This window comes from Pedobacter changchengzhani (assembly GCF_004354365.1).
Classification (GTDB): Bacteria; Bacteroidota; Bacteroidia; order Sphingobacteriales; family Sphingobacteriaceae; genus Pedobacter; species Pedobacter changchengzhani.
In genome coordinates this window covers 381,286-405,963 of the sequence record NZ_SJCY01000001.1, presented here as the reverse complement: position 1 = coordinate 405,963, position 24,678 = coordinate 381,286, and the positions used below count along the sequence as shown (strand labels likewise).

General features: G+C 35.1%; 23 protein-coding genes. 13 read left to right on the top strand and 10 right to left on the bottom strand.

Features of this window, described 5'->3' with window-relative positions; translation table 11 throughout:
- Positions 1 to 188: 188 nt before the first annotated feature.
- From EZJ43_RS01775 to EZJ43_RS01765, 3 genes are all read right to left on the bottom strand, one after another.
- Positions 189 to 923, bottom strand: coding sequence for a sulfite exporter TauE/SafE family protein (locus tag EZJ43_RS01775; RefSeq protein ID WP_133260940.1), 735 nt, complete (start codon positions 921 to 923; stop codon positions 189 to 191).
- 164 nt (positions 924 to 1,087) lie between these two features.
- Positions 1,088 to 1,372, bottom strand: coding sequence for an addiction module antidote protein (locus EZJ43_RS01770; RefSeq protein WP_133260939.1), 285 nt, complete (start codon positions 1,370 to 1,372; stop codon positions 1,088 to 1,090).
- Positions 1,373 to 1,375: 3 nt separating this feature from the next.
- Positions 1,376 to 1,699 (bottom strand): type II toxin-antitoxin system RelE/ParE family toxin, encoded by a 324-nt coding sequence (locus EZJ43_RS01765; protein ID WP_262708843.1) that lies wholly within the window; start codon positions 1,697 to 1,699, stop codon positions 1,376 to 1,378.
- 136 nt (positions 1,700 to 1,835) lie between these two features.
- On the opposite strand from EZJ43_RS01765, the gene uvrC reads away from it, so the two are divergent.
- Positions 1,836 to 3,677, top strand: coding sequence for an excinuclease ABC subunit UvrC (gene uvrC / locus EZJ43_RS01760; protein WP_133260938.1), 1,842 nt, complete (start codon positions 1,836 to 1,838; stop codon positions 3,675 to 3,677).
- 173 nt (positions 3,678 to 3,850) lie between these two features.
- On the opposite strand, the gene porN is transcribed toward uvrC, so the two are convergent.
- From porN to EZJ43_RS01730, 6 genes are all read right to left on the bottom strand, one after another.
- Positions 3,851 to 4,762 (bottom strand): type IX secretion system ring subunit PorN/GldN, encoded by a 912-nt coding sequence (gene porN, locus EZJ43_RS01755; RefSeq protein ID WP_133260937.1) that lies wholly within the window; start codon positions 4,760 to 4,762, stop codon positions 3,851 to 3,853.
- 6 nt (positions 4,763 to 4,768) lie between these two features.
- Complete coding sequence (gene porM / locus EZJ43_RS01750) at positions 4,769 to 6,301, bottom strand: type IX secretion system motor protein PorM/GldM (RefSeq protein WP_133260936.1); 1,533 nt, start codon at positions 6,299 to 6,301, stop codon at positions 4,769 to 4,771.
- 41 nt (positions 6,302 to 6,342) lie between these two features.
- Entirely contained in the window at positions 6,343 to 7,149 is an 807-nt protein-coding gene (gene porL / locus EZJ43_RS01745) for a type IX secretion system motor protein PorL/GldL (protein WP_133260935.1), read from the bottom strand.
- A 56-nt stretch (positions 7,150 to 7,205) separates the two neighbouring features.
- On the bottom strand, positions 7,206 to 8,534 hold the full coding sequence (gene porK, locus EZJ43_RS01740) for a T9SS ring complex lipoprotein PorK/GldK (RefSeq protein ID WP_133260934.1): 1,329 nt from the start codon (positions 8,532 to 8,534) through the stop codon (positions 7,206 to 7,208).
- A 210-nt stretch (positions 8,535 to 8,744) separates the two neighbouring features.
- The gene (locus EZJ43_RS01735) at positions 8,745 to 9,515 is read right to left on the bottom strand and encodes a uroporphyrinogen-III synthase (RefSeq protein WP_133260933.1); all 771 of its coding nucleotides are present in this window, start codon (positions 9,513 to 9,515) and stop codon (positions 8,745 to 8,747) included.
- Between the two features lie 12 nt (positions 9,516 to 9,527).
- Entirely contained in the window at positions 9,528 to 10,523 is a 996-nt protein-coding gene (locus tag EZJ43_RS01730; RefSeq protein WP_133260932.1) for a DUF4271 domain-containing protein, read from the bottom strand.
- Between the two features lie 93 nt (positions 10,524 to 10,616).
- On the opposite strand from EZJ43_RS01730, the gene hemW reads away from it, so the two are divergent.
- From hemW to EZJ43_RS01700, 6 genes are all read left to right on the top strand, one after another.
- Complete coding sequence (hemW, locus tag EZJ43_RS01725; protein ID WP_133260931.1) at positions 10,617 to 11,747, top strand: radical SAM family heme chaperone HemW; 1,131 nt, start codon at positions 10,617 to 10,619, stop codon at positions 11,745 to 11,747.
- Positions 11,748 to 11,823: 76 nt separating this feature from the next.
- Complete coding sequence (locus EZJ43_RS01720; protein ID WP_133260930.1) at positions 11,824 to 12,606, top strand: SDR family oxidoreductase; 783 nt, start codon at positions 11,824 to 11,826, stop codon at positions 12,604 to 12,606.
- Between the two features lie 337 nt (positions 12,607 to 12,943).
- Positions 12,944 to 13,495 carry a fasciclin domain-containing protein gene (locus EZJ43_RS01715; protein WP_133260929.1) on the top strand — a complete coding sequence of 184 codons (552 nt, stop codon included), beginning with the start codon at positions 12,944 to 12,946 and terminating at the stop codon, positions 13,493 to 13,495.
- Between the two features lie 263 nt (positions 13,496 to 13,758).
- The gene (locus EZJ43_RS01710; protein WP_133260928.1) at positions 13,759 to 14,637 is read left to right on the top strand and encodes a cupin-like domain-containing protein; all 879 of its coding nucleotides are present in this window, start codon (positions 13,759 to 13,761) and stop codon (positions 14,635 to 14,637) included.
- Positions 14,638 to 14,796: 159 nt separating this feature from the next.
- Positions 14,797 to 15,273 carry a hypothetical protein gene (locus tag EZJ43_RS01705; RefSeq protein ID WP_133260927.1) on the top strand — a complete coding sequence of 159 codons (477 nt, stop codon included), beginning with the start codon at positions 14,797 to 14,799 and terminating at the stop codon, positions 15,271 to 15,273.
- A gap of 30 nt (positions 15,274 to 15,303) precedes the next feature.
- The gene (locus tag EZJ43_RS01700; RefSeq protein ID WP_133260926.1) at positions 15,304 to 15,906 is read left to right on the top strand and encodes a sugar O-acetyltransferase; all 603 of its coding nucleotides are present in this window, start codon (positions 15,304 to 15,306) and stop codon (positions 15,904 to 15,906) included.
- A 35-nt stretch (positions 15,907 to 15,941) separates the two neighbouring features.
- On the opposite strand, the gene EZJ43_RS01695 is transcribed toward EZJ43_RS01700, so the two are convergent.
- Positions 15,942 to 16,346, bottom strand: a complete 405-nt coding sequence (locus EZJ43_RS01695; RefSeq protein ID WP_243718018.1) for a YybH family protein — start codon at positions 16,344 to 16,346, stop codon at positions 15,942 to 15,944.
- A 162-nt stretch (positions 16,347 to 16,508) separates the two neighbouring features.
- On the opposite strand from EZJ43_RS01695, the gene EZJ43_RS01690 reads away from it, so the two are divergent.
- From EZJ43_RS01690 to EZJ43_RS01665, 6 genes are all read left to right on the top strand, one after another.
- Positions 16,509 to 17,375: a carbohydrate kinase family protein gene (locus tag EZJ43_RS01690; protein ID WP_133260925.1), complete on the top strand. Its 867-nt coding sequence runs from the start codon at positions 16,509 to 16,511 to the stop codon at positions 17,373 to 17,375.
- A 128-nt stretch (positions 17,376 to 17,503) separates the two neighbouring features.
- A complete protein-coding gene (locus EZJ43_RS01685; RefSeq protein WP_165953068.1) occupies positions 17,504 to 19,450 on the top strand; it encodes a WG repeat-containing protein in 1,947 nt (648 codons plus the stop codon).
- A gap of 217 nt (positions 19,451 to 19,667) precedes the next feature.
- A complete protein-coding gene (locus tag EZJ43_RS01680) occupies positions 19,668 to 20,765 on the top strand; it encodes a vWA domain-containing protein (RefSeq protein WP_133260923.1) in 1,098 nt (365 codons plus the stop codon).
- 80 nt (positions 20,766 to 20,845) lie between these two features.
- Positions 20,846 to 22,330, top strand: a complete 1,485-nt coding sequence (locus EZJ43_RS01675; RefSeq protein WP_133260922.1) for a MoxR family ATPase — start codon at positions 20,846 to 20,848, stop codon at positions 22,328 to 22,330.
- Positions 22,331 to 22,414: 84 nt separating this feature from the next.
- Complete coding sequence (locus EZJ43_RS01670) at positions 22,415 to 23,659, top strand: metallophosphoesterase (protein ID WP_133260921.1); 1,245 nt, start codon at positions 22,415 to 22,417, stop codon at positions 23,657 to 23,659.
- Between the two features lie 111 nt (positions 23,660 to 23,770).
- Positions 23,771 to 24,202: a hypothetical protein gene (locus EZJ43_RS01665; RefSeq protein WP_133260920.1), complete on the top strand. Its 432-nt coding sequence runs from the start codon at positions 23,771 to 23,773 to the stop codon at positions 24,200 to 24,202.
- The last annotated feature ends 476 nt before the right edge of the window (positions 24,203 to 24,678 follow it).

The following is a 24,678-nucleotide window of genomic DNA, read 5'->3' as shown; positions in this document are numbered from 1 at the left end:
TTATGAACTGACCATCTTAATAAAATTCGTCATATATTTTTGGGCGATGAATGAATGGTTGGTGACAACACCAACCATAAGTGAAATAGTTGATTATAAGATTAGCCAAACGCATTTTTCAAAAAAACGCTCACTTTTAATTAGCAATAAAACCACTATTTCTTATACCGGCTTTATATCCCGCTTTTTTATATTAAAGAAGTTACGATTAAAATTATACCTATAAGTATAAGCCCCACATATACATATTTAAAAAACGAATTGTTCTTTAATTGATGATTTAAATACCTTCCTAAAAAAACTGCTGGAATAACTGTTGTCAAGGAAATAATAAAATAGATATTTACTTCGGTAGTAATGAGTCCTTTGGCGTAATAGCCGATTACACTTATAAAGCTTACAGGCAAAAAATAAGCTTGTAAAGTCGCTCTAAAATGCTTTGCACTCCATTGTTTTAAATTTCCGTAAACCACTAATGGCGGACCGTTCAATCCATAAGCGCCACCAAATACTCCAGACAAAAAACCACATGCAAAAAGCCACCACTTATTATCTTCTTTAAGTATTTTGCTATTTTTACTAAGAAGCGAATAAAGAGAGTAAAGAATAATAAGTGCTCCAAGGCCCATCTTAATTATAATTTCATTTCCATAAGTTAAAATTAAAATTCCTATTGGTATGCCAGGAATTGCATAGATGATCAGCCATTTAGCACTCTCAAAATGAATTTCCTTATGGTCTTGTATAACGATAACCAAAGCAATGATAATAGACATCATAACTGATAATGGCACAGCAATCTCTATTGGCAAAAAAAGCAGAAATAACGGCACTGCTACCAATGACTCGCCAAAACCGAGTGTTGACCGTATCAATGATGCAATAAAACTAATAATGAGAATAAATGCAATTGTAGATGTCAATTTTGTTTATCGCTAAAGTTGAAAATAGTTATTCTCATAATTTGGCCTTCGTTGATGTTTTATGAGCTGCCAAAGATGTACTGCAAAGCAGAATTTTCTATATACATGATTGGCATGTACTCCATTGATACAGATTTCACCAACAGCTACTAAACAAACTTATTCTATGCTGTAGTAGGGTTAACTTGTATTTGCCCGCCAATGGATTTTAGCACTTTCATTATTGTTGCAAATTGAGGTTTTGCACCGTAAGATAGCGCCTTGTAAAGACTCGGCCTGCTCAATCCGGTTTCCTCGGCAATCTTTGTCATGCCGATGGCTTTTGCGATATGTCCAATGGCATTAATCACATCTTTATCGTCTCCTTCTTCCAACACGGTGTTTAAATATTCGGCAATCATTTCTTGATTATCTAAATAATCTGCTATTTCAAATTTCGATGTTTCCATGTTCTAATTATTTAATTTTTTCCAAATTTCTTTAGATTTCTTAATGTCCGTTTCTTGATTCGACTTGTCTCCACCAAGTAGAAGGATTATAATTTTTCCATCTTTTTCTTTAAAGTAAACCCGATATCCTTTCGAAAAATCTATTCGCATTTCTCGAATTCCATCTCCAACGGGTTTACAATCGCCAAAATGCTCATCATTTTCTAACTTCTGTATGCTAAATAGAATTTTTGCTTTGGCTTTCAGGTCATTTAACTTTCTCAACCATTTGTCAAATTCAATTGTTTTCTCAATAAAGAAAATAAAACTGTATCCACTTGGATACAAAAATACGTTATTTATCGGTAAAATCGTCCAAAATTATTCTTATCACTAAGCGATAATTTGACCACCTACAAAACTTGCTAGGTTTCATTAGGACACTATGCGCATATTCTCCAATTATCTCCTACTTTTGTAAATCATGAGTAATTTCGACCATAAAACAGCATTAACCGCAATTCCCCACAAACCCGGCGTGTACCAATATTGGGATGCCGATGGAAAGTTGATGTACATTGGCAAAGCAAAAGATTTGCGTAATCGTGTTGGCTCTTACTTTAACGGCGATAAAAGCCAGTTTAATGGTAAAACCAGGGTTTTAGTTTCGAAAATTCGCAAGATAACTTTTACCATTGTAGATACAGAGATTGATGCATGGTTGCTGGAGAATAGCTTAATCAAAAAGCATCAACCCAAATTTAACATCAATTTAAAAGACGATAAAACTTATCCTTGGATTATTGTTAAGAATGAACATTTCCCACGAATTTATTGGACAAGAAAAGTGATAAAAGATGGCTCTACTTATTTTGGTCCGTATGGATCGATTGGGATGATGCACACCATTCTAGATTTGATAAAAGAAACCTACACTTTGCGTACTTGCAGTTTGCCTCTTAATCAAAAAAATATTGACGAGGGGAAATTCAAGGTTTGTTTAGAATATCAGATTGGCAACTGCAAAGGACCATGTCAAAATTATCAAACGGAAGTTGACTATGATAACAACATTGCCGAAATAAAAGAGATTTTAGGCGGGAAAATTGGCAATGTTATACGCGAGGTAAAAACAGTTATTAAAACCGCTTCTGAAGAGTTAAATTTCGAATTGGCACATCAATATGCTCGTAGATTAGAGGTGCTAGAGAAATATCAAAGTAAATCGACTGTTGTAAATAGCGCCATCACCAATGTTGATGTAGTAAGTATTGCTTCTGATGAGCGTTACGCTTTTATAAATTACTTAAAGGTAATGAATGGCACGATTATCCAAACGCAAACCCTAGAAGTTAAAAAGCAATTGGATGAGAGTGATGAAGAAATCATTACCCTTGCCATGTTGGATTTTAGAACCAAGTTTAACAGTACATCAAAGGAAATTATTGTTCCCTTTATGCTTTCGCTACAGGATGAAAGCTTAAAATTTACCGTTCCAAAATTGGGCGAAAAGAAAAAGCTATTAGAACTTTCGCAAAAAAATGTGTTATTCTTTAAAAAGGATAAATTAAATCAATATGAAAAATTAAATCCTGATTTACGCACCGATAGAATTTTAACAACGATGCAAAAGGATTTAATGTTAACGCAATTACCTACGCACATTGAGTGTTTTGATAATTCGAACTTTCAAGGTAAATACCCAGTATCGGCAATTGTGGTTTTTAGAGATGCCAAACCATCCAAAAAAGATTACCGCCATTTTAATGTTAAAACGGTTGAAGGCCCGAATGATTTTGCCACAATGGAAGAGGCTGTTTTCCGTAGATATAAGCGCATGCTCGAAGAAGATCAGCCATTGCCTCAATTAATCATTATCGACGGCGGTAAAGGTCAATTATCATCAGCAGTAAAGAGCTTAAAGTTATTGGGTATAGAAAACCGAGTGACTATAATTGGCATTGCTAAAAGGTTAGAAGAATTATTCTATCCTGGCGATTCTTATCCATTATATTTAGATAAAAAATCGGAAACGCTAAAAATTATTCAGCAATTGCGAGATGAGGCGCACAGATTTGGCATCACTTTTCACCGGAAAAAACGTGACCAAGGAACACTGAAAACCGAATTAGAACAAATTGATGGCATTGGCAAAACAACTGCCGATAAGTTGCTTACCCATTTTAAATCAGTCAAGAAAATTAAGGAAGTTACTGAAAAAGAACTTGCAGAGGTATTGAATAAAAAGCAGGTGCAGACGCTAAGAGCGTATTTTACCCCCCAGCCCCTGCCTGTCAGGCAAGCAGGCCCTGAAGGGGGAGCGTAACAGCGAGCGTAAATATTAGGCGGTAAAACAAAGTAGTTTAAAGAAAAATCTTAAATTATTTGTCAAGTCTTAGCATAAAACAAAAAGGAGCAAATTTTAATTTGCTCCTTTTTTATATGGCGTTTAAAAGCCCCCTTTGGGCCTGCCTGCCGGACAGGCAGAGGTTCGGGATTTTAATACTCCCAAAGTCCTTGTTCGTAATCTAAAACAGATTTTTTGATTCTTTCTGATTCGTATAACCTGTCTCTTGGATCTGTAATAATATCTCTAATTTTATCATCACCAGGATTTGACTCCTTAACAATATAGCTACTAAACAACCTACGGATAAAAAAGTCATCAAGGCTTAATGATGATGCATCATTATTGGTGTTTATTAAACGTTTTCTAGCGAATAATTCACGTGCTTCAGGATAGTAAATCCAAAAAACAGGTTGCCATTGCTTAGAAGATTCTACAAATTTCATTGGCGCAATACCAACAATACGCGGTTCAAATATTGATCGTTTAACATCAAAAATCCAATCTTCTTTTATTCTGTACTTCAAAAATAATAGCGGATTAAAATCATTAGTTACCGTAGTTACGGTACCTGTTTTATTATTAGAAACCTCAGCCGTTCCTAAAGCAGCCCTTGCAGCCGAATCAGCAGTCAACGGATTAGTAAAAGCATCATCATCATTATTTAATGAATCAAACGGTGCATAAGCTGTTAATTCTTCGGCCTTAACCGCATTAACAATTACATCTATTAACCTGCCTTTCGGAGATTTAAGGATAGAATTTACAGTATCTCTTAAATCAATTTCTCTCCAAATTCTTTTTGCGTAAAAAACATCTTCCTCTCGCACATCTGCTAACGGAACCATCACAGTGCTATCAATATCCTTACGCGCATAAAAACCATCCTTCGGCGGTACTTTAAGCTTTTTCTTAACTACTACTTTGGTCGCTTTTACAGTATCCACCGTACTAACAGGCTGACTTGCTGCTGCTTTTTTAGCTGGGGCAAGCTTCTTTCTATTTTGAGCGTTGGCCGCACCTACAACTAAAATTAAGACGATTATGCTTAAAATCCTTTTCATGACTATTTATTTTATAAGGAATGTTATTGAAGGTAAGATTCTTTGACGGCCATCAGGGCCTTGAGAAACTATATCTTCGAAAAATACCCTCGAACCTGGAGTAATTGTATTTATCGCATTTTTAACGCTACCTGCAAAACTACCACCACTACCAGAAATGGTAATTGCATCAGATCGTGGTTTTACAACTGTAAACTTATAACGCAGAATTCTAAATTTAACATCAAATGGAAAATCATCCAAATCTGCCTCAATTTCGCTTTCGCTTTTTAATTGTACAGAAGCGATATCTCCACCAGAACGGCCGCCAACTTTCGCTATTGGAGCCGGAATAGCTTTTACTCTAAATTTCTGACTACCTAAACTTATTGTTTTACCCGCATTACTAGCGCTCACGCTGATAGTAACTTCGCTACCTACTTGTGAGCCAGCAGCCGTTACATTATATTTACCTGCACCTGCTTTACTCATTGAAGCGCCAGAAGCATTGGCATTAACACTTTCTAATGGAAAACCTGCCGCGGATACCGAAAACGGATTTGGGATACCTGCATAAATAACGTTCATTTTATCTGATGAAACATTAGCCGAAGGTTTTGCTACTTGGTAAGTTTGTTCTGGTGTTTTGTACTCTTTAATCTGTCCATCGGTTTGACGAACGCGAACAGTACCTACCCATTTAAACACACCTACGCTCCCCGTTCCACCTGTATATGTACCTTTACCATCTTTAACAGCTAATTTTCCACCACCAACAGAAATATCTGGAGATGATCTCGAATCACTAGCTGTCAAAAATACTTCAGCAGTGTAAGGTTGACCCTGAATAACATAAGATGTAGGTGCAACAGCAACGGCTGCAAACTTATCTATGTTTACTACGGCCTTATCCATATTTCCGAATAACTTTTTAACCACCTCAGCTTCTGCATTTTTCACATCTGCCTGAATTTTAGTTAAGTTAGTCATTGCTGCAGTTAAAGGCGTTCCCTCTCCAAAATTCACCTCTTTCCAATCTCCTTTACCTTTTTTCGGATCCTTTGCTTCTAAAGTAAACGATACCCCTGCTTGATCATTTTTATCTAACAAGCTGATTAATTTTTCTCTTGTTTGATTAATCTTGGCTTTTAGTTTTTCACCTTCACCTTGGTTAATCATAATGCCTTGAGCGATATCCATATTCTCTCGGCGCTTTAAATCGCCAGTTTTTTCATCAATACCATCTCCAGCCTCTGTGAATTGCTTCTTAATGTTCTCGATATAACTACTTAAATCATCCGCAGCAGCTTTTGCCTGTTTTGCCTTATCAAAAATAGGTTGCGCACGTGCTGGATCTTCTTTCAATTTAGAATTCTCGAATGAAGAAAAAAGTTGATCGATGCTTACATTTACATTATCTCTAGATGTTGCTAAACTATCGTTAATATTTTTGAATGCATTTAATATTGTATCTGATACGTTTAAGGCAAGCATAGCCAACAATACCAAATACATGATATTGATCATCCGCTGCCTTGTTGTTTCTTTTCCGCCTGCCATAGTTTATGAAGCTTTTGTTTAAAAATTAAAAACTAGATAAATTATACACGTGGGCCATTCATAGCCGATAACATATTACCGTAAATTGCGTTAAGCGATGAAAGGTTTTTAGCCAATTTATTCACTTCATCTTTAAACTGCTTAGAATCTTCCATAGATTCGTTAAAGTTTTGCATCGTAAGCGATAAGTTTGCGTAGAACTTATTCATCGATTTTAAATGTGCGCTAGAATCTTGCAATTCTAATTCATATACTGCATTTAATGCCGATAAATTTTTAGCCAAGTTATTTACTTGATCATGATAAGCTTGAGAATCGACATTACTTTCGCCCATAGCTTTTAAATTAGCTGTTGCTTTATCAAACGAAGTACTTAAATTATCAAAACTTGCAGAAGCTGTTTTTATTTTTCCTGTAAATTCGTTAGTGGCAGTAGCTGCATCAGCAACATTAGAAATAGTTTTTACTTTATCGCCAAAGGTGCGTAAGCCAGTCCCTAAACTCTCAATTAAATCTGGTCCAATTTTAGCATCCGATAACATTTTATCTAAAGCAGCAGTATTTCCTGCATTGGATTGTGCTATGGGCCTAGCTGAAGCCACTGGCAATTCGCCTTTAAAGTTTTCATTTAATTCAGGATAAACTCTATCCCATGCTGGTTCAGCTTCTGGTGGAAAAAATCCTGTTAAAAAGAACAAACACGCTTCCACGCCTAATCCGATACCAATCGCCCAGTTACCCCAGATTCCACCAATGTGTAAAATCTTGAATAATGCCCCAATGATAACGATACTTGCTCCCCATGAGATTGCGACGTGTAACCAACTTGGTTGTTTTTTAGCTGCCATAAAATTTTAATGCTTTACTTTTAGTTTAATGATTGGTTTTGTAGGTATTTGTAATATTAGCGTCTTAAATCGGTACCCATAAAAGATGAAACACATCTAAAGCCGATATATGATCTTTGTTCGTCTTGATAATCGTAAGTAGAAACTGCGTTTTGGAGAAAAAATCCTGTGTCTTTCCATGATCCACCTTTTACAACTTTACGTTTTAAATATTTACTGTCGTTCTTATCTGCAACATAAGTAAAATCAGGGTTTAAATCATGCAATAATGGGCCAGATGATTTATTGTAAGCAGTTTTAGTCCACTCTGCAACATTTCCCGACATATTATACAACCCATAATCGTTAGGAAAATAAGACTTTACGCCCACTGTATAAATACCACCATCGCTAGAATAATCGCCACGACCGGGCTTAAAGTTTGCCTGTAAACAACCTTTGGCATTTCTAATGTAAGGCCCACCCCAAGGGTATTTGGTTTTAACGTTACCTCCTCTTGATGCGTATTCGAATTCAGACTCTGATGGTAAACGATAATCCGATCTAGAATTCATTGGTAACTTTCTTGCAACGGCTACACCGTTATATAGTTCTGTCCTCCAATGGCTGAAAGCATTACATTGCTCCCAACTAACGCCAACTACCGGATAATCATCATAAGAAGGATGATTAAAATAACCACGAACCATTGGATCATTTTGAGAATAAGAAAAATCTATTTTCCAAACCATCGTATCTGGATAAACAGCAATATTGTAGCGATCTATATAATCTTGGCGTTTGCTATTTGCATTTTTGTGGCCTATAGCAGCCTTATCCATATTTAGCACACTATAAGAATACTCTAGTTTGCGCACATCAATTTCTTTACGGCCCGGTAAAGCATCTAAACCAGAATAGTACATTGCATCTAGGCTATTGGCTTGCGCCGATTGAGCACCACCTTTGCCTGAAGCGCGCCAAATATTACGGCCATTAACACCAACTTTCTTCCAATCGATAAATTTACTACCCCCTAAACCCGCACTTGCAGCATTTTTAGGTTGTTTAGTAAACTGCGCTGGCATTCCCATCATGGTTACAGCGATAGAATCACGTACCCAATTGGTAAACTGACGGTATTCAGCATTTGAAATTTCGGTTTGATCCATGTAGAATGCACTAATCGTTGTCATTCTACTCGGCCCATTTTGAGAAAATGTAATATCTTCATCAGAACCACCCATTGGTGTATGACCAGGCGGAATATATACCATGCCCAAAGGAATACGGTCGTTTTTAAATTTTTTATTGTAGGCTCCGACCAACTCTCCCGCACCACCGTGACTACAGCTTGAGAAAAGAAAAGTTGCAGCACTAATACCTATAAGGTAAATTTTCTTCATATTTTTCATAGTGTAAAAAACACATTTAGGGGCAATTGAATCAAAAATGATTGAAAAAATTAACAAATGCAAATATTTTGACTTAATAAATCAACCGAAAGTAAAAAAAAGTTTCCATGCCCAATCAGCGAAGTTAGCATTATTGTTACAAAACAATTTTGAAATCCTCGATTATAACTACAAATATTCGCTTTTATTGCGGTATTCCAATTATTTATTAGCGATTTTAATATAATTTTCGATTGCCATAGTAAGAGAAGGTACACCCGGTGTTGGCGACGCGATATCAACAATTAATCCTGCATCTGTAGCAGCTTTACTAGTATTTACCCCGTAAGTTGCAATGCGCGTTTCATTTTGTTTAAAATCAGGAAAATTCTTTAGCAAGGACTGAATACTAGAAGGACTAAAAAATGCAATAACATCATAAAAAACTTCGGCTAAATCTGATAAATCGCTTACCACAGTTTTAAATAAAACCGCAGCCGTAAAATCGTACCCGCTTTTTTCTAAAAACTTTAAAGTGTCTTCTGTAGCCATATCCGAACATGGATATAAAAATTTTTCATTAGCATGCTTTTTTAACACCTCTGTTAAATCTGCAGCAGTTTGCTTGCCAAAAAAGATTTTCCTTTTCCGGTACTGAATGTATTTTTGAAGATATAACGCAATTGTTTCAGACAAACAAAAATATTTTAAATCTGCTGGCACGTCATACCGCATTTCTTCACAGATCCTAAAGAAATGATCGGCAGCATTTTTACTTGTAAATATTACTGCGGTAAAATCTACCAGATTGATTTTATCTTTCCTAAAATCCCTTGCAGGTACGCCTTCCACATGAATAAAAGACCTAAAATCTACTTTTACATTGAGTTTCTTTGCCAAATCAAAATAGTGAGATTTATCGGTTTCAGGCTTGGGCAAAGTAACTAAGATACTTTTAACTTTCCGAATTCTAGCTTCATTTTTTTCTTGCATGTCCTTTTCCTGCTATAGTCCTATAGTTTTAATAAGTATTAAAATAGGACATATTTCGAGGGCGCAAAAGTACAGAATTAAATGCATTTTAGAAAACTTATTATTGGAAAGTATATTTATTCCCGCACGGATTAGCTGAAAAGTAAAAATAATCCCTAATAAAACTACCGATAAACCAATATATATTGAGCCATATTTAAGCGGAGAAAGTGCGAATGCCACGATTAGCGGTATAAAAAGCAGAGACGCATTAAAATAACTTAAGTACAATATAGATATATATTCTCCAACAGCTTTCTGAACATTGAAGACGTAACCCAAAAACCTCAACACAATGAGCTTTAAAGCATAAAGAATAATAATACTTATAGAAACAGTAAATAAAAACCTAAATCCTTGCAGTGCTTGGTACATCTGGTTGTACTGCGCTACTAGGAAAAAGAACATCCCAAAAACAAAACCAAACTGTATAAAAAGGAGTAAAAATGGCCAAGAACTGAAAAGATTATCCTCTTTATTTATATTATTTAGAATGCGATTATTAAAAAAAGCTTCAACAATTGTATATAATTGTTTTGAGAATAAGTTTTTTAAAATTGCAAAAATGACGAGCATAGCCAAAACGAAGCCTAAAAGCCCAACATTACCTTTTGGCAATCGTGTGCCAAGCTTAAAAGGATTTACTTTCTTTTTTAAGTGCTGATATTTTTTATGCCAAGCATACAAATCTAAAACAGGGAATAAATATTCATTCTGAACGCTATCTAAGAAAGCATGGTTATTTATCGCACTATCTGGCAACACCCAGCTGTGCGCCATTATAGAATCGGTTACTTTCTGTTGCATTGCTAATTTTACAGGGTCTATTCTCCTGTAGTTACTGTGATAAATAGCTTTGGCAGTATCAGCCTTTCCTATCGGCGAAACTTGTACAGTAGGCTCCTGCCCAAGTGTAGATTGTGCAAATACAAATAATGAAATAAGCAGAAAAAGAACACACTTAGGCATTTATTGGCAAAAATTAGAATGCAAAAGTACCTCAATATTTTCTGTTTCGGAAAGAAAATGAAAGTCTTTGTTTTTTAGCTTTATCTTTGTGGCATGTCCGGCATCTACATCCATATTCCATTTTGTAAAAAAGCGTGCCATTACTGCGATTTTCATTTTAGCACATCTTTAAAGTATGCTGATGAAATGGTAGAGGCAATTTGTAAAGAAATTAAATTTAAAAAAGACAGAATTACCGAGTCGATTGGAAGTATTTATTTTGGTGGCGGAACACCTTCGATTCTATCACAACACGCTTTACAGAAGATTTTTGATGCCATAAACACCAATTTTCATGTTAATGCAAATGCGGAGATCACGATAGAAACCAATCCCGATGATTTAACTTCTCAAAAAATTAAGGAGTTAAACCAATTACCGGTTAATCGTTTAAGCGTTGGTATTCAATCTTTTTTTAATGAGGATTTAATTTGGATGAACCGGGCACACAATGCAATCGAAGCCGAAGATTGCATAAAAAGAAGTCAGGATGCAGGTTTTGAAAACTTAACGCTCGATTTAATTTATGGCTATCCATTACTAACAGATGAGAAATGGAACTTTAATATTAGCAAAGCCTTATCGCTGGAAGTACCCCACATTTCTGCTTATGCCTTAACAGTAGAACCAAAAACTGCCCTAGCGCAATTTATCAAAACAAAAAAGCAAAACCCGATTAGCGAAGGCCAAAGTGCCGAGCAGTTTATCATTTTAATGGATAAATTAGAAAAAGCAGGTTTCGAGCAATATGAAATTTCAAATTTCGCAAAACCAGGCCACTATGCTGTACACAACACAAATTATTGGCGAGGTGTTAATTATATTGGCATTGGTCCATCTGCACACGGTTTTGATGGACGCAACAGGTATATGAACCCTGCCAACAATGCCCAATATTTACAAACTATTGAACACAATAAATTGCCCGAAGTAATTGAGACCTTGAGCGTAAACGATAGGTTTAATGAATACATTATGACAGCCTTGAGAACAATTTGGGGCGTAGATTTAGAAAAAATAAAGCTAGAGTTTGGACAAGAATTTTTAGAAGAAACAAAACATAACTTGCGCAGTTTTGATGATAAAGGTTGGCTTTTGCTCAGCCAAGACAAAATAAAATTAACACAAAGTGGAAAATTATTTGCCGATCAAATCGCATCAGAATTGTTTATAGTTAACGAGTAAGAGAATTTTGACTTTTGAATTTGCAACTCACTTAAATGCAATTATTCAAAATTACACCATCAATAATTGAAATTATATGTCGAAAATAGTGTGGGTTACTGGTGCTTCATCTGGTATTGGAGAGGCATTGGTTTATAAATATTTTAAAGCTGGAGATAAGCTTATCATTTCAGGCCGTAACCGTGATGAATTATTTAGAGTAAAAGCAAATTGCCAAAATTCGTTTAATGTACATGTGTTGGCTTTTGATTTAAATGATACCTCCTCTTTGCCAAACAAAGCTTTCGAAGCAATTAAAATTTTCGGCAAAATTGATGTTTTAGTTAACAGCGGTGGCGTTAGTCAGCGGAGTTTGGCATTAGAAACTGACTTGGACACCGAACAAAGAATTATGAATACCAATTTTTGGGGCACAACTATTTTAAGCAAAGCTGTACTTCCGCTGATGATTGAGAACGGTGGTGGGCATATCGTTTGCATAAGCAGTTTGGTGGGTAAATTTGGTACACCGCTACGTTCAGCTTATGCGGCTTCAAAACATGCGCTTCATGGTTATTTCGATTCACTTCGAGCGGAGGTTTACGATAAGAACGTTACTATTACTTTAGTTTGCCCTGGTTTTATAAAAACTAATGTTAGTATAAATGCTTTAACTGCGAATGGCAGGTTGCAGGGCACCATGGATGACGCACAGGCCAATGGAATGAGTGCCGAAACTTGTGCCACAGAAATAATGAAAGCGATAGGTGCAAAAAAAGAAGAAGTTTATATCGGGGGAAAAGAAAAAAAAGCAGTTTTATTAAAGCGATTTTTCCCTAACGTATTTTCTAAAAAAATAAGAACAGCCAAAGTAGTCTAATGGCACAATCAAATTTGAAATGCAATTTTTCATAAAATCATCAAACGTTGTGAGTTCAATTTGAGATAAACAGAGAAATACTAAAAAAAGCATCTATTTTAAATCGAGTTAAATCAAATAATATTCATTAAAACCAGAATATTTGTTCCTTTTATTCACTCAAAATACAATAAAATAGATATGCGAAAATGAAATTAAACAATAAATTAAATTTTATTTTAAATTTATTTACCTATAAATCAAAGGATTACATCTTTTTCAATTTTTTCTAAAATCCAACCTTCCCTTACCTGTCGTAAATGAGTTCAAATAAAAAGAACTTTAAATAAATAAAAACATGAAAAAATTAATTCTATCTGGATTTGCTGTTATAACAATGGCATTTACAACCCAAGTTTACGCACAAAACAATCCAATGGTTGGTGGCGCAGAAATGTATGCAACTAAAGACATTGTAGATAATGCAGTTAACTCTAAAGATCACACTACACTTGTAGCAGCAGTAAAAGCAGCTGGTTTAGTAGAAACTTTAAAAAGTGCTGGACCATTCACAGTTTTTGCACCAACTAACGAAGCATTCGCAAAATTACCTAAAGGTACTGTTGAAACTTTGGTTAAACCAGAAAACAAAGCAACTTTAACAAAAATTTTAACTTACCATGTAGTTGCTGGTAAAATGGATAGCAAAGCAATTGCTGCTGCAATTAAAGCTGGACATGGTAAAGCAATGCTTAAAACTGTAGAAGGTGGTACATTAGTAGCTTACATGAAAGGTAAAAAATTAATGTTGAAAGACGAAAAAGGTGGTGTAAGTACTGTAACTATTGCAGATGTTTACCAAAAAAATGGTGTTATTCACGTAGTGAACACTGTTTTAATGCCAAAATAATCTGGTATAAAACCCATTAAAAAAGACGCTTCTGTATGTACAGAGGCGTTTTTTTTTGTTAAAAAATCTACTATCATTCAAAACATCGATTTAACACCTGCCAAAATAGCGCCGGTTTTAGTAACAGTTTTGCGAGACGAAATATGTTATCAAAATGTTAACTTTTTATTACTTGTTTTTCGTCACATTTAGCGATTAAACAATTTTTTATAAAATAAAATTTACATTTTTGTTAATCGGTTACAAATTACCGTTTTAGCAGTATGAGTTTTATTTTAAAACAAGTTGATATCGTTGAGAGTATTACTCCTGAGGATTTTAAGAAAAATTATCTAAAAACTAAACGTCCGTTAGTTATTAAAGGGCTTACAAAAAATTGGCCTGCCAGAGAAAAGTGGACTACCGATTACTTAAAAGAAGTTGGTGGCGAGTTAGAAGTTCCACTTTACGATAATTCAAAAGCCGATCCTTCAAAACCGATAAATGCTGCCGCTGCGCACATGAAGTTTGGCGATTATCTTGATTTGATTAAACGCGAACCTACCGAATTGAGAATTTTCTTTTTCAATTTATTTAAGAAAGTACCCAGCCTGGTTAATGATATAAAGATACCTAAAGATTTAATGGGTGGTTTTATAGAAAGTATGCCAGCAATGTTTTTTGGAGGTTCTAATTCCGAAACATTTTTACACTACGATATAGATTTACCTCATATCTTCCACACACATTTTGGTGGCAGAAAGCATATTATTCTTTTTGATAACAAGTGGAAAGATCGTTTATACTGTTTGCCTAATGCAACCTATGCTTTAGAAGATTATAAAGTAGATAACCCCGATTTTAAAAAATTCCCTGCATTAAATGGTGTAGAAGGTTATGAAGTGTTTTTGGAGCACGGCGATACCTTATTTATGCCAACAGGAATGTGGCATTGGATGAAATACTTGGATGGATCTTTCTCACTAAGTTTACGTGCTTGGGATCAATCAATTACCCGTAAAGTGGCGAGTTTATGGAGCTTATTTACCCATGGCGCAGTAGATAGCGTTATAAAAATGACCTTTAAAGAAAAATACGCAAACTGGAGAGAGAAAAAAGCAATTGAAATTGCCGAAAAAGCATTGGCCAGTAACAAGCCATAGCACAAATTTCATTTGCAATTTTTTTAATATTGCTAAAATTTTAGCGTTTAATTGGCATTTCTGCTTACTTATTTCTCGATGAATTGTGTTCAACCTTTTACCGCATAATTTAACGGTGGTATAATTTTTGTATATGAACATTTTTTCATTCAATCTAAAATGATGGGTAACGCAAAACAAATTCTCGAATCTCAAAACATTTATTTTGGCGACGTAAACATAAACGGCATCGACTGCACTGTTGGTTACATAAAAGAATTTAAATGGAGCTGGTTTGGCACGCAACTAAACACATTTATTTTTATTGCAAATACTGATCAACAAGTTAATGCATCGGGCTTACAGCAGTTTAGTAAAAACTGTTATGATTTTGCAATTGCGAATAACAGAGGTTGGCCAAGGGGATTGCAATCTGCAGTCGGTTCAATAGCTGTATTACAGGCAAAAAATATCGAAAACGATGCGATTAAATTCGCTGAGGGCGCTTCTCCAACGCATTTTTCTGCCTTCGAATTTGTTGTTTTAATGGATATGGATAAACGCACAGTTTACAAATGCAGAACTGCACCAATTTGGGGCGCAATTTATAACTCTTATTTTACAGCTACCATCAATTGGTTGGTGAGTAAATTTTAAGTTCAATCATTTTTTTTTTAAAATATCTAAATGCTTACCGAAAAACAAAAAATGCTTGCTGGAAAAGCCTATCATGCAGGCGATTCTGAATTATCAAAAGAAAGATTAAAAGCTAGAGAAATCGTTTTCGAGTTTAATAACCTCGCACCAAAATTTTTTAAGCAACGTAAAGATTTGTTAAAGAGGCTTTTTGGTAAAACAGAAAGAATGTTTTATGTAGAGCCCCCATTTCGTTGCGATTATGGCTACAATATAGAAATTGGCGATAATTTTTACGCAAACTTTAATTTGGTTATTTTAGATTGTGCCAAGGTAAGCATTGGAGACAATGTATTTATTGCGCCAAATGTTGCTATTTATACAGCCGGACACCCTTTACACGCACATTTAAGAGATCAACATGTGGAGTGGGCGCAACCAGTTACCATTGGAAACAGTGTGTGGATTGGTGGTAATGTTGTAATTAATGCTGGTGTAAAAATAGGATCGAATGTGGTAATTGGCTCGGGTAGTGTAGTTACAAAAGACATTCCCGATAACATGCTGGCGTTCGGGAACCCTTGTAAAGTTGTACGTGAAATTACCGATGAAGATAAAGAATACTACTACAAAAACTTCAAAATCGAAGAATAACGAAACTTAAATTTTGTAAAATATAAGATGAGCAACTAGCTAGAATGATCAACTATAATTTTCCATTCGCCATTTATTTTTTTCAGTAATAAAGTAAAAAACCCTTTAGGCTCATCGTTATCGCGCTTTAAATGCCAACTACCTAAAACAAAAGCAATATCAACATTTAAAAACTCCACTTTTTTTATTGCGAAGGTCAAAAACCCCATTGCTCCTTTATCAGGATAGCCTTTTTTATAGTTATCTAAAGTAGTTTGCCAACCATAATTCGCCCCACTTTTTCCAACAAAAAGTAAACTATCAGTTTTTGCATAACTCATCATAAAACCATTCAAATCTCCTTGGTTCCAATCCATCCGCTGTTTTTCTAAAACATTCAAAATCGCCTGTCGATCTGCTTCATTTTGAGCAAATACACTAAAACTTGATAACCAAAACAATATAAAGATTAATTTTTTTATAACGGTTGCTTTATAACTGGTTCTAAAAACAGCAATCAACTTTTTGAATAGTTAAGAATGTTACGTTTTTAAAAATTGACTCCTTAATATCAAACACCTAAAAATGCACAGAATTTGTTAATTTGCAAAATAAAATTAATTATGCAAAAGAAGGTAATCACTATTGGAGAAATACTTTGGGATGTTTTCCCGGAAGGAAAAAAAGCGGGTGGTTCTAGTATGAATGTAGCTTTAAACCTTCATAAACAGAATATAAAAAGCGGTTTTATAAGCGCCGTTGGCGATGACGAAAATGGCAAGGAATTAATCAATTTTTTAAGCCAAAATAATTACCCTACAAATTTAGTTCAGATTTCGGCTTTGCCAACAAGCACCGTTCAAGTTGTACTTGATGAACATAAACAAGCAACTTACACCATTGTAGAACCAGTAGCGTGGGATGCGATAGCACTTACAAAAGATGCAAATGAGGCAGTTAAAAGCGCTGATGCTTTTGTGTATTGCAGTTTAACCTGTCGCAACGATAAAAGTAAAAGCACAGTTTTGGCACTCCTTAATTATGCAAAATTAAAAGTATTTGATATTAACCTTCGTCCGCCGTTTTATACTATCGAAACCTTAAAATTACTGTTAAGGCAAGCCGACATTTTAAAAGTAAATGAACACGAAATTATTTATTTAAAAGATGAATTAAATTTAACCGGCAATACCGATGAACAACTGCTAAAACAGCTTAGTAAATTATTTACCATTAAAATTATTTGTCTTACCCTTGGCGATAAAGGTGCTTGTGTTTTACAAGATGATAAGTTGTTTCATCACAAAGGCTATAAAGTAAAAGTTGCAGATACAGTTGGCGCGGGCGATGCATTCTTAGCTACATTTATTGCGAGTTATTTAAATGGATATCCAATGACTTCAATTTTAGATAAGGCCTGTAAAGTTGGTGCATTTGTAGCCTCGCAAACTGGAGCAAATCCAAATTACGATAACGAAGTATTTAATTAACAAAAATTTAAAACAAACTGCTCCATGCTTACTTTATGTAGAAACAATAGCATCACTTTATGAAAAAATCCCTTAGCCTATTAATTTTAACGTTTTTTACGTGTTCATTAAGTTTTGCACAAAATAATATGGATGAATTTAAAAAACAATTTAAAGGAAAGTCAATTGAAGAAATTAAAGAAATATTAGTTGACCAAAATAAGCAGCTTTCTAGCATGATTAAGCTCTCATCGCTAAGTATTAAAATCACGCCAGGCAAATTAGATCCTAAAGAAAGTAAAACATCCGAAAAATTTAGCACATCGCCTAAAAACAAAATCGTTTCGGCATTTAACGAAAAATTCGACAAGCTTTATTTTAGGCAAGAGGTTATTTATCCAAATACTTATTTAGGATTAGATTTTAGTGCGAGTAGCATCATGTACAGCGTAAACGATTACGATAGTTATGGTTTTCCAAAACCCAGTTTAAAATTAAAAAAAGTCTATTTTAAAGATGGGAAAACCGAAAATCAAGATCAAGATATTGCAGGTAGAGATAGTGATGTGGTAAACGAGATTAAAGGCACTAAATGGATAGATAGCATTCAATTGGAGGCTACCTATTACTATCCCGATGGGTTATCTTTTATAAACGTAAGTGAAAAAAATCCTTCGCATGTTTTAAATGATGGTAAAGTTATTTTAGTAGATATAAAGGGAAATGAAATTAATTTAAAGCTTTCTGAAAAAATTAAAGATAAAATTATAAAAGTTGAAGGCATTAATGCCAGTGGAAAATCTATCGAGCAATCTGGCTCTTCTTCATCAAACATAGGAAGTAACTTTTCGGTAGCTTTTTTACAGGCGATGTACAAAACTGGGGAAGATGCAATTGCAAAAATAGATAAAAAGGAATACCAAAATGTGGACGAGTTGATAAAATACCTTTATCAAAATATGCCAAAAGAAGATAAAGAAAAACCCGAAAACCTAACCAATGTATCCTACAGTTTTAGAGGCAACATAACGGCTGTTAACATTTTCTTCAAACCTAAAGGCGCAATAGAGAATTACAGCTTTACCCTAAAAAATCAGGCTGATTACATTGATGGATTTATTATATCAAAAAATAAAAAAGGCTTATTTGGTTTATTGGATGATAAAGGAAAATGGGTAGTTGAGCCAACTTTTGAGCAGTTAGACCAATATAAAAGTGATTATTTTATGGGCGATGTTGGCGATGATGGTTATAGAAAAGTTTTATGGTTGGATAGAAAAAGTCAAAACTTAATTCCTTTTAAATATCGTTTTTATAAAGACGGACCTTATTTTAATAAATACTACTTTATTGAAGATGGTGTAAACGGCCCCAAAGGTATTGTTAATTTTAACACAAATGAAATACTTTTGGCACCAACGTACGACAATGTTTCTGAAGATGGAAATTTTTTGGTTTTAACTACTCAAGATCAAAAAAGCGTTATAGTAGATGAAAATCTTAAAACCATAATGACCGTTGATGGCTACAATTATAAGATACATGGCAACTACATATTTAAAGAGAAGCCATATACAAAGAAAGAAAAATTTGCAGATTACATCACGCTTAGTCGTACAGAAGATATTTACAACAGCAGTGGTAAAAAAATAAATAAAGAAGATTATGTTATCGATACCTACGATAACTTCGGCATGGATAGTTTGTTATTGGTTAAAAACAAGGCTGGCAAACAATTTTTCATCAACACCAAAGGCGATGTAGTTATAGATGCATCTAAATATAAAGATGTGCAATTCTTTTCGAACGGTTTGGCTGCAGTAAAAAATCAATTGGGTAAATGGGGCTACATTAATCCAAAAGGCGATGTTATTATTCCTTTTGCTTATACAGACCCTGGCGTTTTTTCTAAATACAGTGCTTTAGTTGAAAGTGCTACGGATTATATGTTAATTGATAAAAATAACAAGCCCATAAAAAAATTTGCTGATGGTTTTAGAGTTAGAGGCGTTGGTAAAGATGCAGAAACACTAAAATATACAAATTACAACGGAAACACGTATGGATCAAAAGGTGAAATAATTAGAGAAAAATAATTCGCAATTAGTAAAATAAGCCTAGTTTCAGTTGGCAGTTTTCAGTTCCCAGTTGGCTGTTCTCTAAAAAAATCTACTAACTACATCATGCTATTTACAATTCGCTATCCTTCTCCTTTGGAGAAGGTGCCTGCAAGGCCGGATGAGGAATATGACACCACGCTTAAATTTATACAAACCGAAACTTTTATCTTCGATTTTCCGTTAATACAAGCACATGAGAGGTTTTCGTTTTTCTGATTATAAACCAGGTGATTCGCCGAAGGGCGGGTTTGATGAATTGCTAAAATTATTTAGCGAATTGCTAAACTATACTGCAGGCGATGCGGCGGAAGCGCTAAGTTGGCTAAATGAGCTTGATAAACAATATAAATTAACAAATAACGAATACGGCATTGGTAATTTTATTGATGATTTGAAAGACAAGGGTTATTTAACAGAAGATAATAAATCGGGTGAGTTTAAAATTACTGCAAAAACAGAACAAACCATTCGTAAATCAGCTTTAGATGAGATTTTCGGTAAGCTAAAAAAATCTGGTCGTGGCAACCACAACAGCAATAAATCTGGTGTTGGGGAAGAAAAAAATGCAGATAGACGGGAATATAGTTTTGGTGATAGTTTAGACCAAATTGATATGACGGCCTCTATCCAAAATGCTCAAATTAATCATGGAATTGGCGATTTTACATTAACAGATAGAGATTTAGAAGTAGAGGAAAAAGATTTTAAAACGTTAACATCTACGGTGTTGATGATTGATATTTCGCATTCGATGATTTTATATGGCGAGGACAGAATTACGCCTGCAAAAAAAGTAGCCATGGCTTTAGCAGAGCTCATCAAAACAAAATACCCCAAAGATACTTTGGATATTGTAGTTTTTGGAAACGATGCTTGGCCAATTACGGTTAAAGATTTACCGTATTTGAAAGTTGGCCCCTACCACACCAATACGTATGCAGGGTTAGAATTGGCAGCCGATCTTCTTCGCCGTAGGAAAACCCATAATAAGCAGATTTTTATGATTACCGATGGTAAACCTACCTGCTTAAAAGAGAATGGCAAATACTACAAAAATAGTATGGGCTTAGATAGAAAGGTAATTAATAAAACCTTAAACATGGCGGCACAGTGCAAGCGCTTAAAAATTCCAATTACCACTTTTATGATTGCGAAAGATCCCTATTTACAGCAATTTGTACGAGAATTTACAGAAGTGAACGGTGGCAGAGCTTTTTATAGCTCGTTGAATGGCTTGGGCGAATACATTTTTGAAGATTATATTAAAAATAGAAGAAAAACAGTTAAATAAGTTAAAGGTTGAAAGTTAAAAGTTACAAGTTTAAACGCCCAAACCCGTAACCCTTAACCGATAACACACAACCCAACAAGATGCAAAACACAACTTTAGGTCAATTAAAGACTACAAATTATAAATCGCGAAGCGTTAAAGAAGAACTTAGAGAAAATCTGATTAAGCAACTTCGTGGCAACAAGGCAGAATTTGAAGGCATTATTGGTTACGATGAAACCGTTATACCCGAACTGCAAACAGCAATTTTATCTCGTCATAACATTTTACTTTTGGGCCTACGCGGACAAGCGAAAACGCGTATTGCCCGTTTAATGGTGAATTTATTAGATGAATATGTGCCTTATGTGGCCGGAAGTGAGATTTTTGATGACCCTTTAAATCCCATTTCATGGTATGCCAAAAATGAAATTGCTACCAAAGGTGATGCCACCGAAATTGCATGGTTGCACCGCAGCGAAAGATATACAGAGAAATTGGCTACGCCAGATGTTACCGTTGCCGATTTAATTGGCGATGTTGATCCGATTAAAGCTGCAACTTTAAAACTAACCTATAATGATGAACGGGTAATTCACTTTGGGTTAATTCCACGTGCACACCGTAGCATTTTCGTAATTAACGAATTGCCCGATTTACAGGCACGTATACAAGTAGCATTGTTTAATATGTTGCAAGAAAAAGACATCCAAATTCGCGGTTTTAAATTGCGCTTACCTTTGGATATTCAATTTGTATTTACGGCAAATCCTGAAGATTATACCAATCGCGGAAGCATAGTAACACCTTTGAAAGATAGAATTGAAAGTCAGATTTTAACACATTACCCAAGAACCATTGAGATTTCTCGGCAAATTACTTCGCAGGAAGCGAAGTTGACGCCAGCGCAAAAAGAAATTGAAGTAGATGATTTGGTTAAAGATTTGATCGAACAAATTGCTTTTGAGGCGCGCAAAAGTGAATATATTGATCAAAAATCGGGCGTTTCGGCTAGGTTAACCATTTCAGCTTACGAAAATTTAATCAGCACTGCTGAAAGAAGAATGTTAATTTCAGGCGAGAAAAATACTTCAGTACGCTTATCAGATTTGGCCGGAATTATCCCCGCAATAACCGGAAAAATAGAATTAGTTTACGAAGGAGAATTAGAAGGGCCAGCACATGTTGCCACCACTTTAATTGGCAAAGCCGTTAAAACAATGTTTGCACGATATTTCCCTGATCCCGAGAAAGCGAAAAAATCAAAAACAGCAAATCCATATACTGAAATTACCGAATGGTTTACCGATGGAAATAACATTGATGTAACCGATACGTTGACTAACGCAAAATATAAAAAAGCATTAATGGCAGTGCCTAGTTTATATGATATGGTGAAGAAATTTCATCCTAAATTAAACGAAAACCAAACGCTATTATTAATGGAATTTGTATTGCACGGCCTTGCAGAATATTCGCAATTAAGCAAAAATTACTTAAATGGAGGCTTCGGTTTTAGCGATATGTTTGGCAGTTTATTTAATGCTGAATTTGATGAGGATGAAAACGAAGATGATTTTAGATAATATTTAGTTTTACATTTTATTAGCTTTGAAAACTTTCTGTAAGAAAGAAATTTCAAAGCTTTTTATTTACAAACCATATTTTACATGGGAAGATTACCTTTTATAGTTGCAGCCTGCATTTTCATTATCGCTTTTGATCTTTATTGTTTCAAAGCAATTGTTGCCGTTTTTAAAAATTGGAAACCTCGCACAAAAAAAATATTCAAGATTTTATATTGGACTTATAGCATTATACTGATTATCGGCGTGTTTGGCGGGATTTATCTGAATCTTTACCTTTCGTTGCGGGCGATAATATTGGTTGCATTCTTCTTAACCGTTGCTTGTAAATTTACCATGTTGCCTTTTTTATTAATTGATGATTTGAGAAGAGGTGCAATTAAGCTGTTTAGAAAAACCAAAAGGCAAAAATCAGAGCCGATCACGAATCAAAATCCCATCCCTAGATCAGAGTTTTTGGTAAAAGCAGGTTTGGTTGCTGCGGCTATTCCTCTAACTTCATTAAGTTGGGGCATTGTTTCTGGCGCGTACGATTATCAGGTTACAAGAGTAGATCTTATCCTCCCAAATATACCAAAAGCTTTTAATGGGATTAGAATGGCGCAAATTTCTGATATCCATTCTGGTAGCTTCTACAATAAGACTGCTGTAAAAGGTGGTATAGAAATGCTATTGGGCGAAAAGCCCGATTTTATCTTTTTTACCGGCGATTTAGTAAATAACCTCACCAACGAAGTGAGAGATTACATTGATATTTTCTCGAAAGTTAAAGCGCCTTTGGGCGTGTATTCTACTTTAGGAAATCACGATTATGGCGATTATCATTTTGGGAAAGAATCTTCACCTGCAAAGGTTAAAAACTTGAAAGACATGATTGATGTACACAAAGTGATGGGTTACGACTTGCTGATGAATGAGAATAGAAGACTAAAAGTTGATGGTGAGGAATTAGGTATTTTAGGAATAGAAAATTGGGGAATGGGCCGTTTTCCTAAATATGGTAAAATGGAGCTTGCTGTTAAAAACACCGATGATCTGCCTGTAAAATTATTATTGAGCCACGATCCTTCTCATTGGCGAGGCGAAGTGTTGCAAAAATACCCACAAATAGATGCAATGTTTAGTGGTCATACACATGGAATGCAGTTTGGCGTTCGTTTCAAAGAATTTCAGTGGAGCCCTGTACAATATATCTATAAAGAGTGGGCGGGTTTGTATCGAGAACAAAAGCAACAGTTGTATGTAAATGTTGGTTACGGCTTTTTAGGATACCCGGGTAGAGTAGGTATTTTACCCGAGATTACTGTATTTACCTTAAAATCAGCCTAATATTATCCGTACTGGTGGGTATTTTGATCGTTTTTTTTTGATAAATCATTATAAGTAGGTATTTTCATACCATCAAAAACTATTTAGATTTACAAAACAAAATTAAACGACATGAAAAAGCTATTATTAATTGCTCTTGCGATCTTCGCAACAAGCACAATCTCGGTAAACGTTGCTAACGCACAAGCAAAACAGAAAAAAGTTATCGATAGTAAAGGAATGGTATTATCTGCCAAAGACGCAGCTAAGTATGCCGCTCCAACAAACAAAAAAGGAGCTGTAGGTTCTAAAACACGTGGCGACATTTATGGTTCTAACTACAGCGATATTGTGGTAAATAACTACAGCGGTTACTATGTAGAAATTTATGTTGATGGAAACTACAGAACTAGTGTTTCTCCAAACAGCAAAATTACAACTTGGGCAATGCCAGGAAAAACAAGATTAGTAGGTGTTGCTAGATTCTCTGATGGTTCTTACACATCTTGGGGACCGATAAACCCAGTTACAGGTTACCAATATACTTGGAACATTTATAACTAATTACATAAATTACCAATCTCATTCCCTCAGCACCTTAATTGGTGTTTGAGGGATTTTTTTTGGCTCAATTTTTAGTAGTCGAGGAAATCAAACGATAGAAAAAGGCGTCCGGCCAGAATAATTCGTAGTTGCGAGAAGGCTTTTTCAGCCGACGAAGCAATCTGGTTTGTTAGAAAGATTGCTTCGTCGTGCTTCTTCGCAAGGACGGCCGCCCGGAACACACCGTTTTTTGAAGTTAGTTGATTTCATAAATCCAATAGAAAAGTCGTCCTTGCGAGAAGGCTTTTTCAGCCGACGAAGCAATCTATTTTGTTAGACAGATTGCTCGTCATGCTTCCTCGCAAGGACGGCCGCCCGGAACACACCGTTTTTTGAAGTTGAATTGATTTCATAAATCCAATAGAAAAGTCGTCCTTGCGAGAAGGCTTTTTCAGCCGACGAAGCAATCTATTTTGTTAGACAGATTGCTCCGTCGT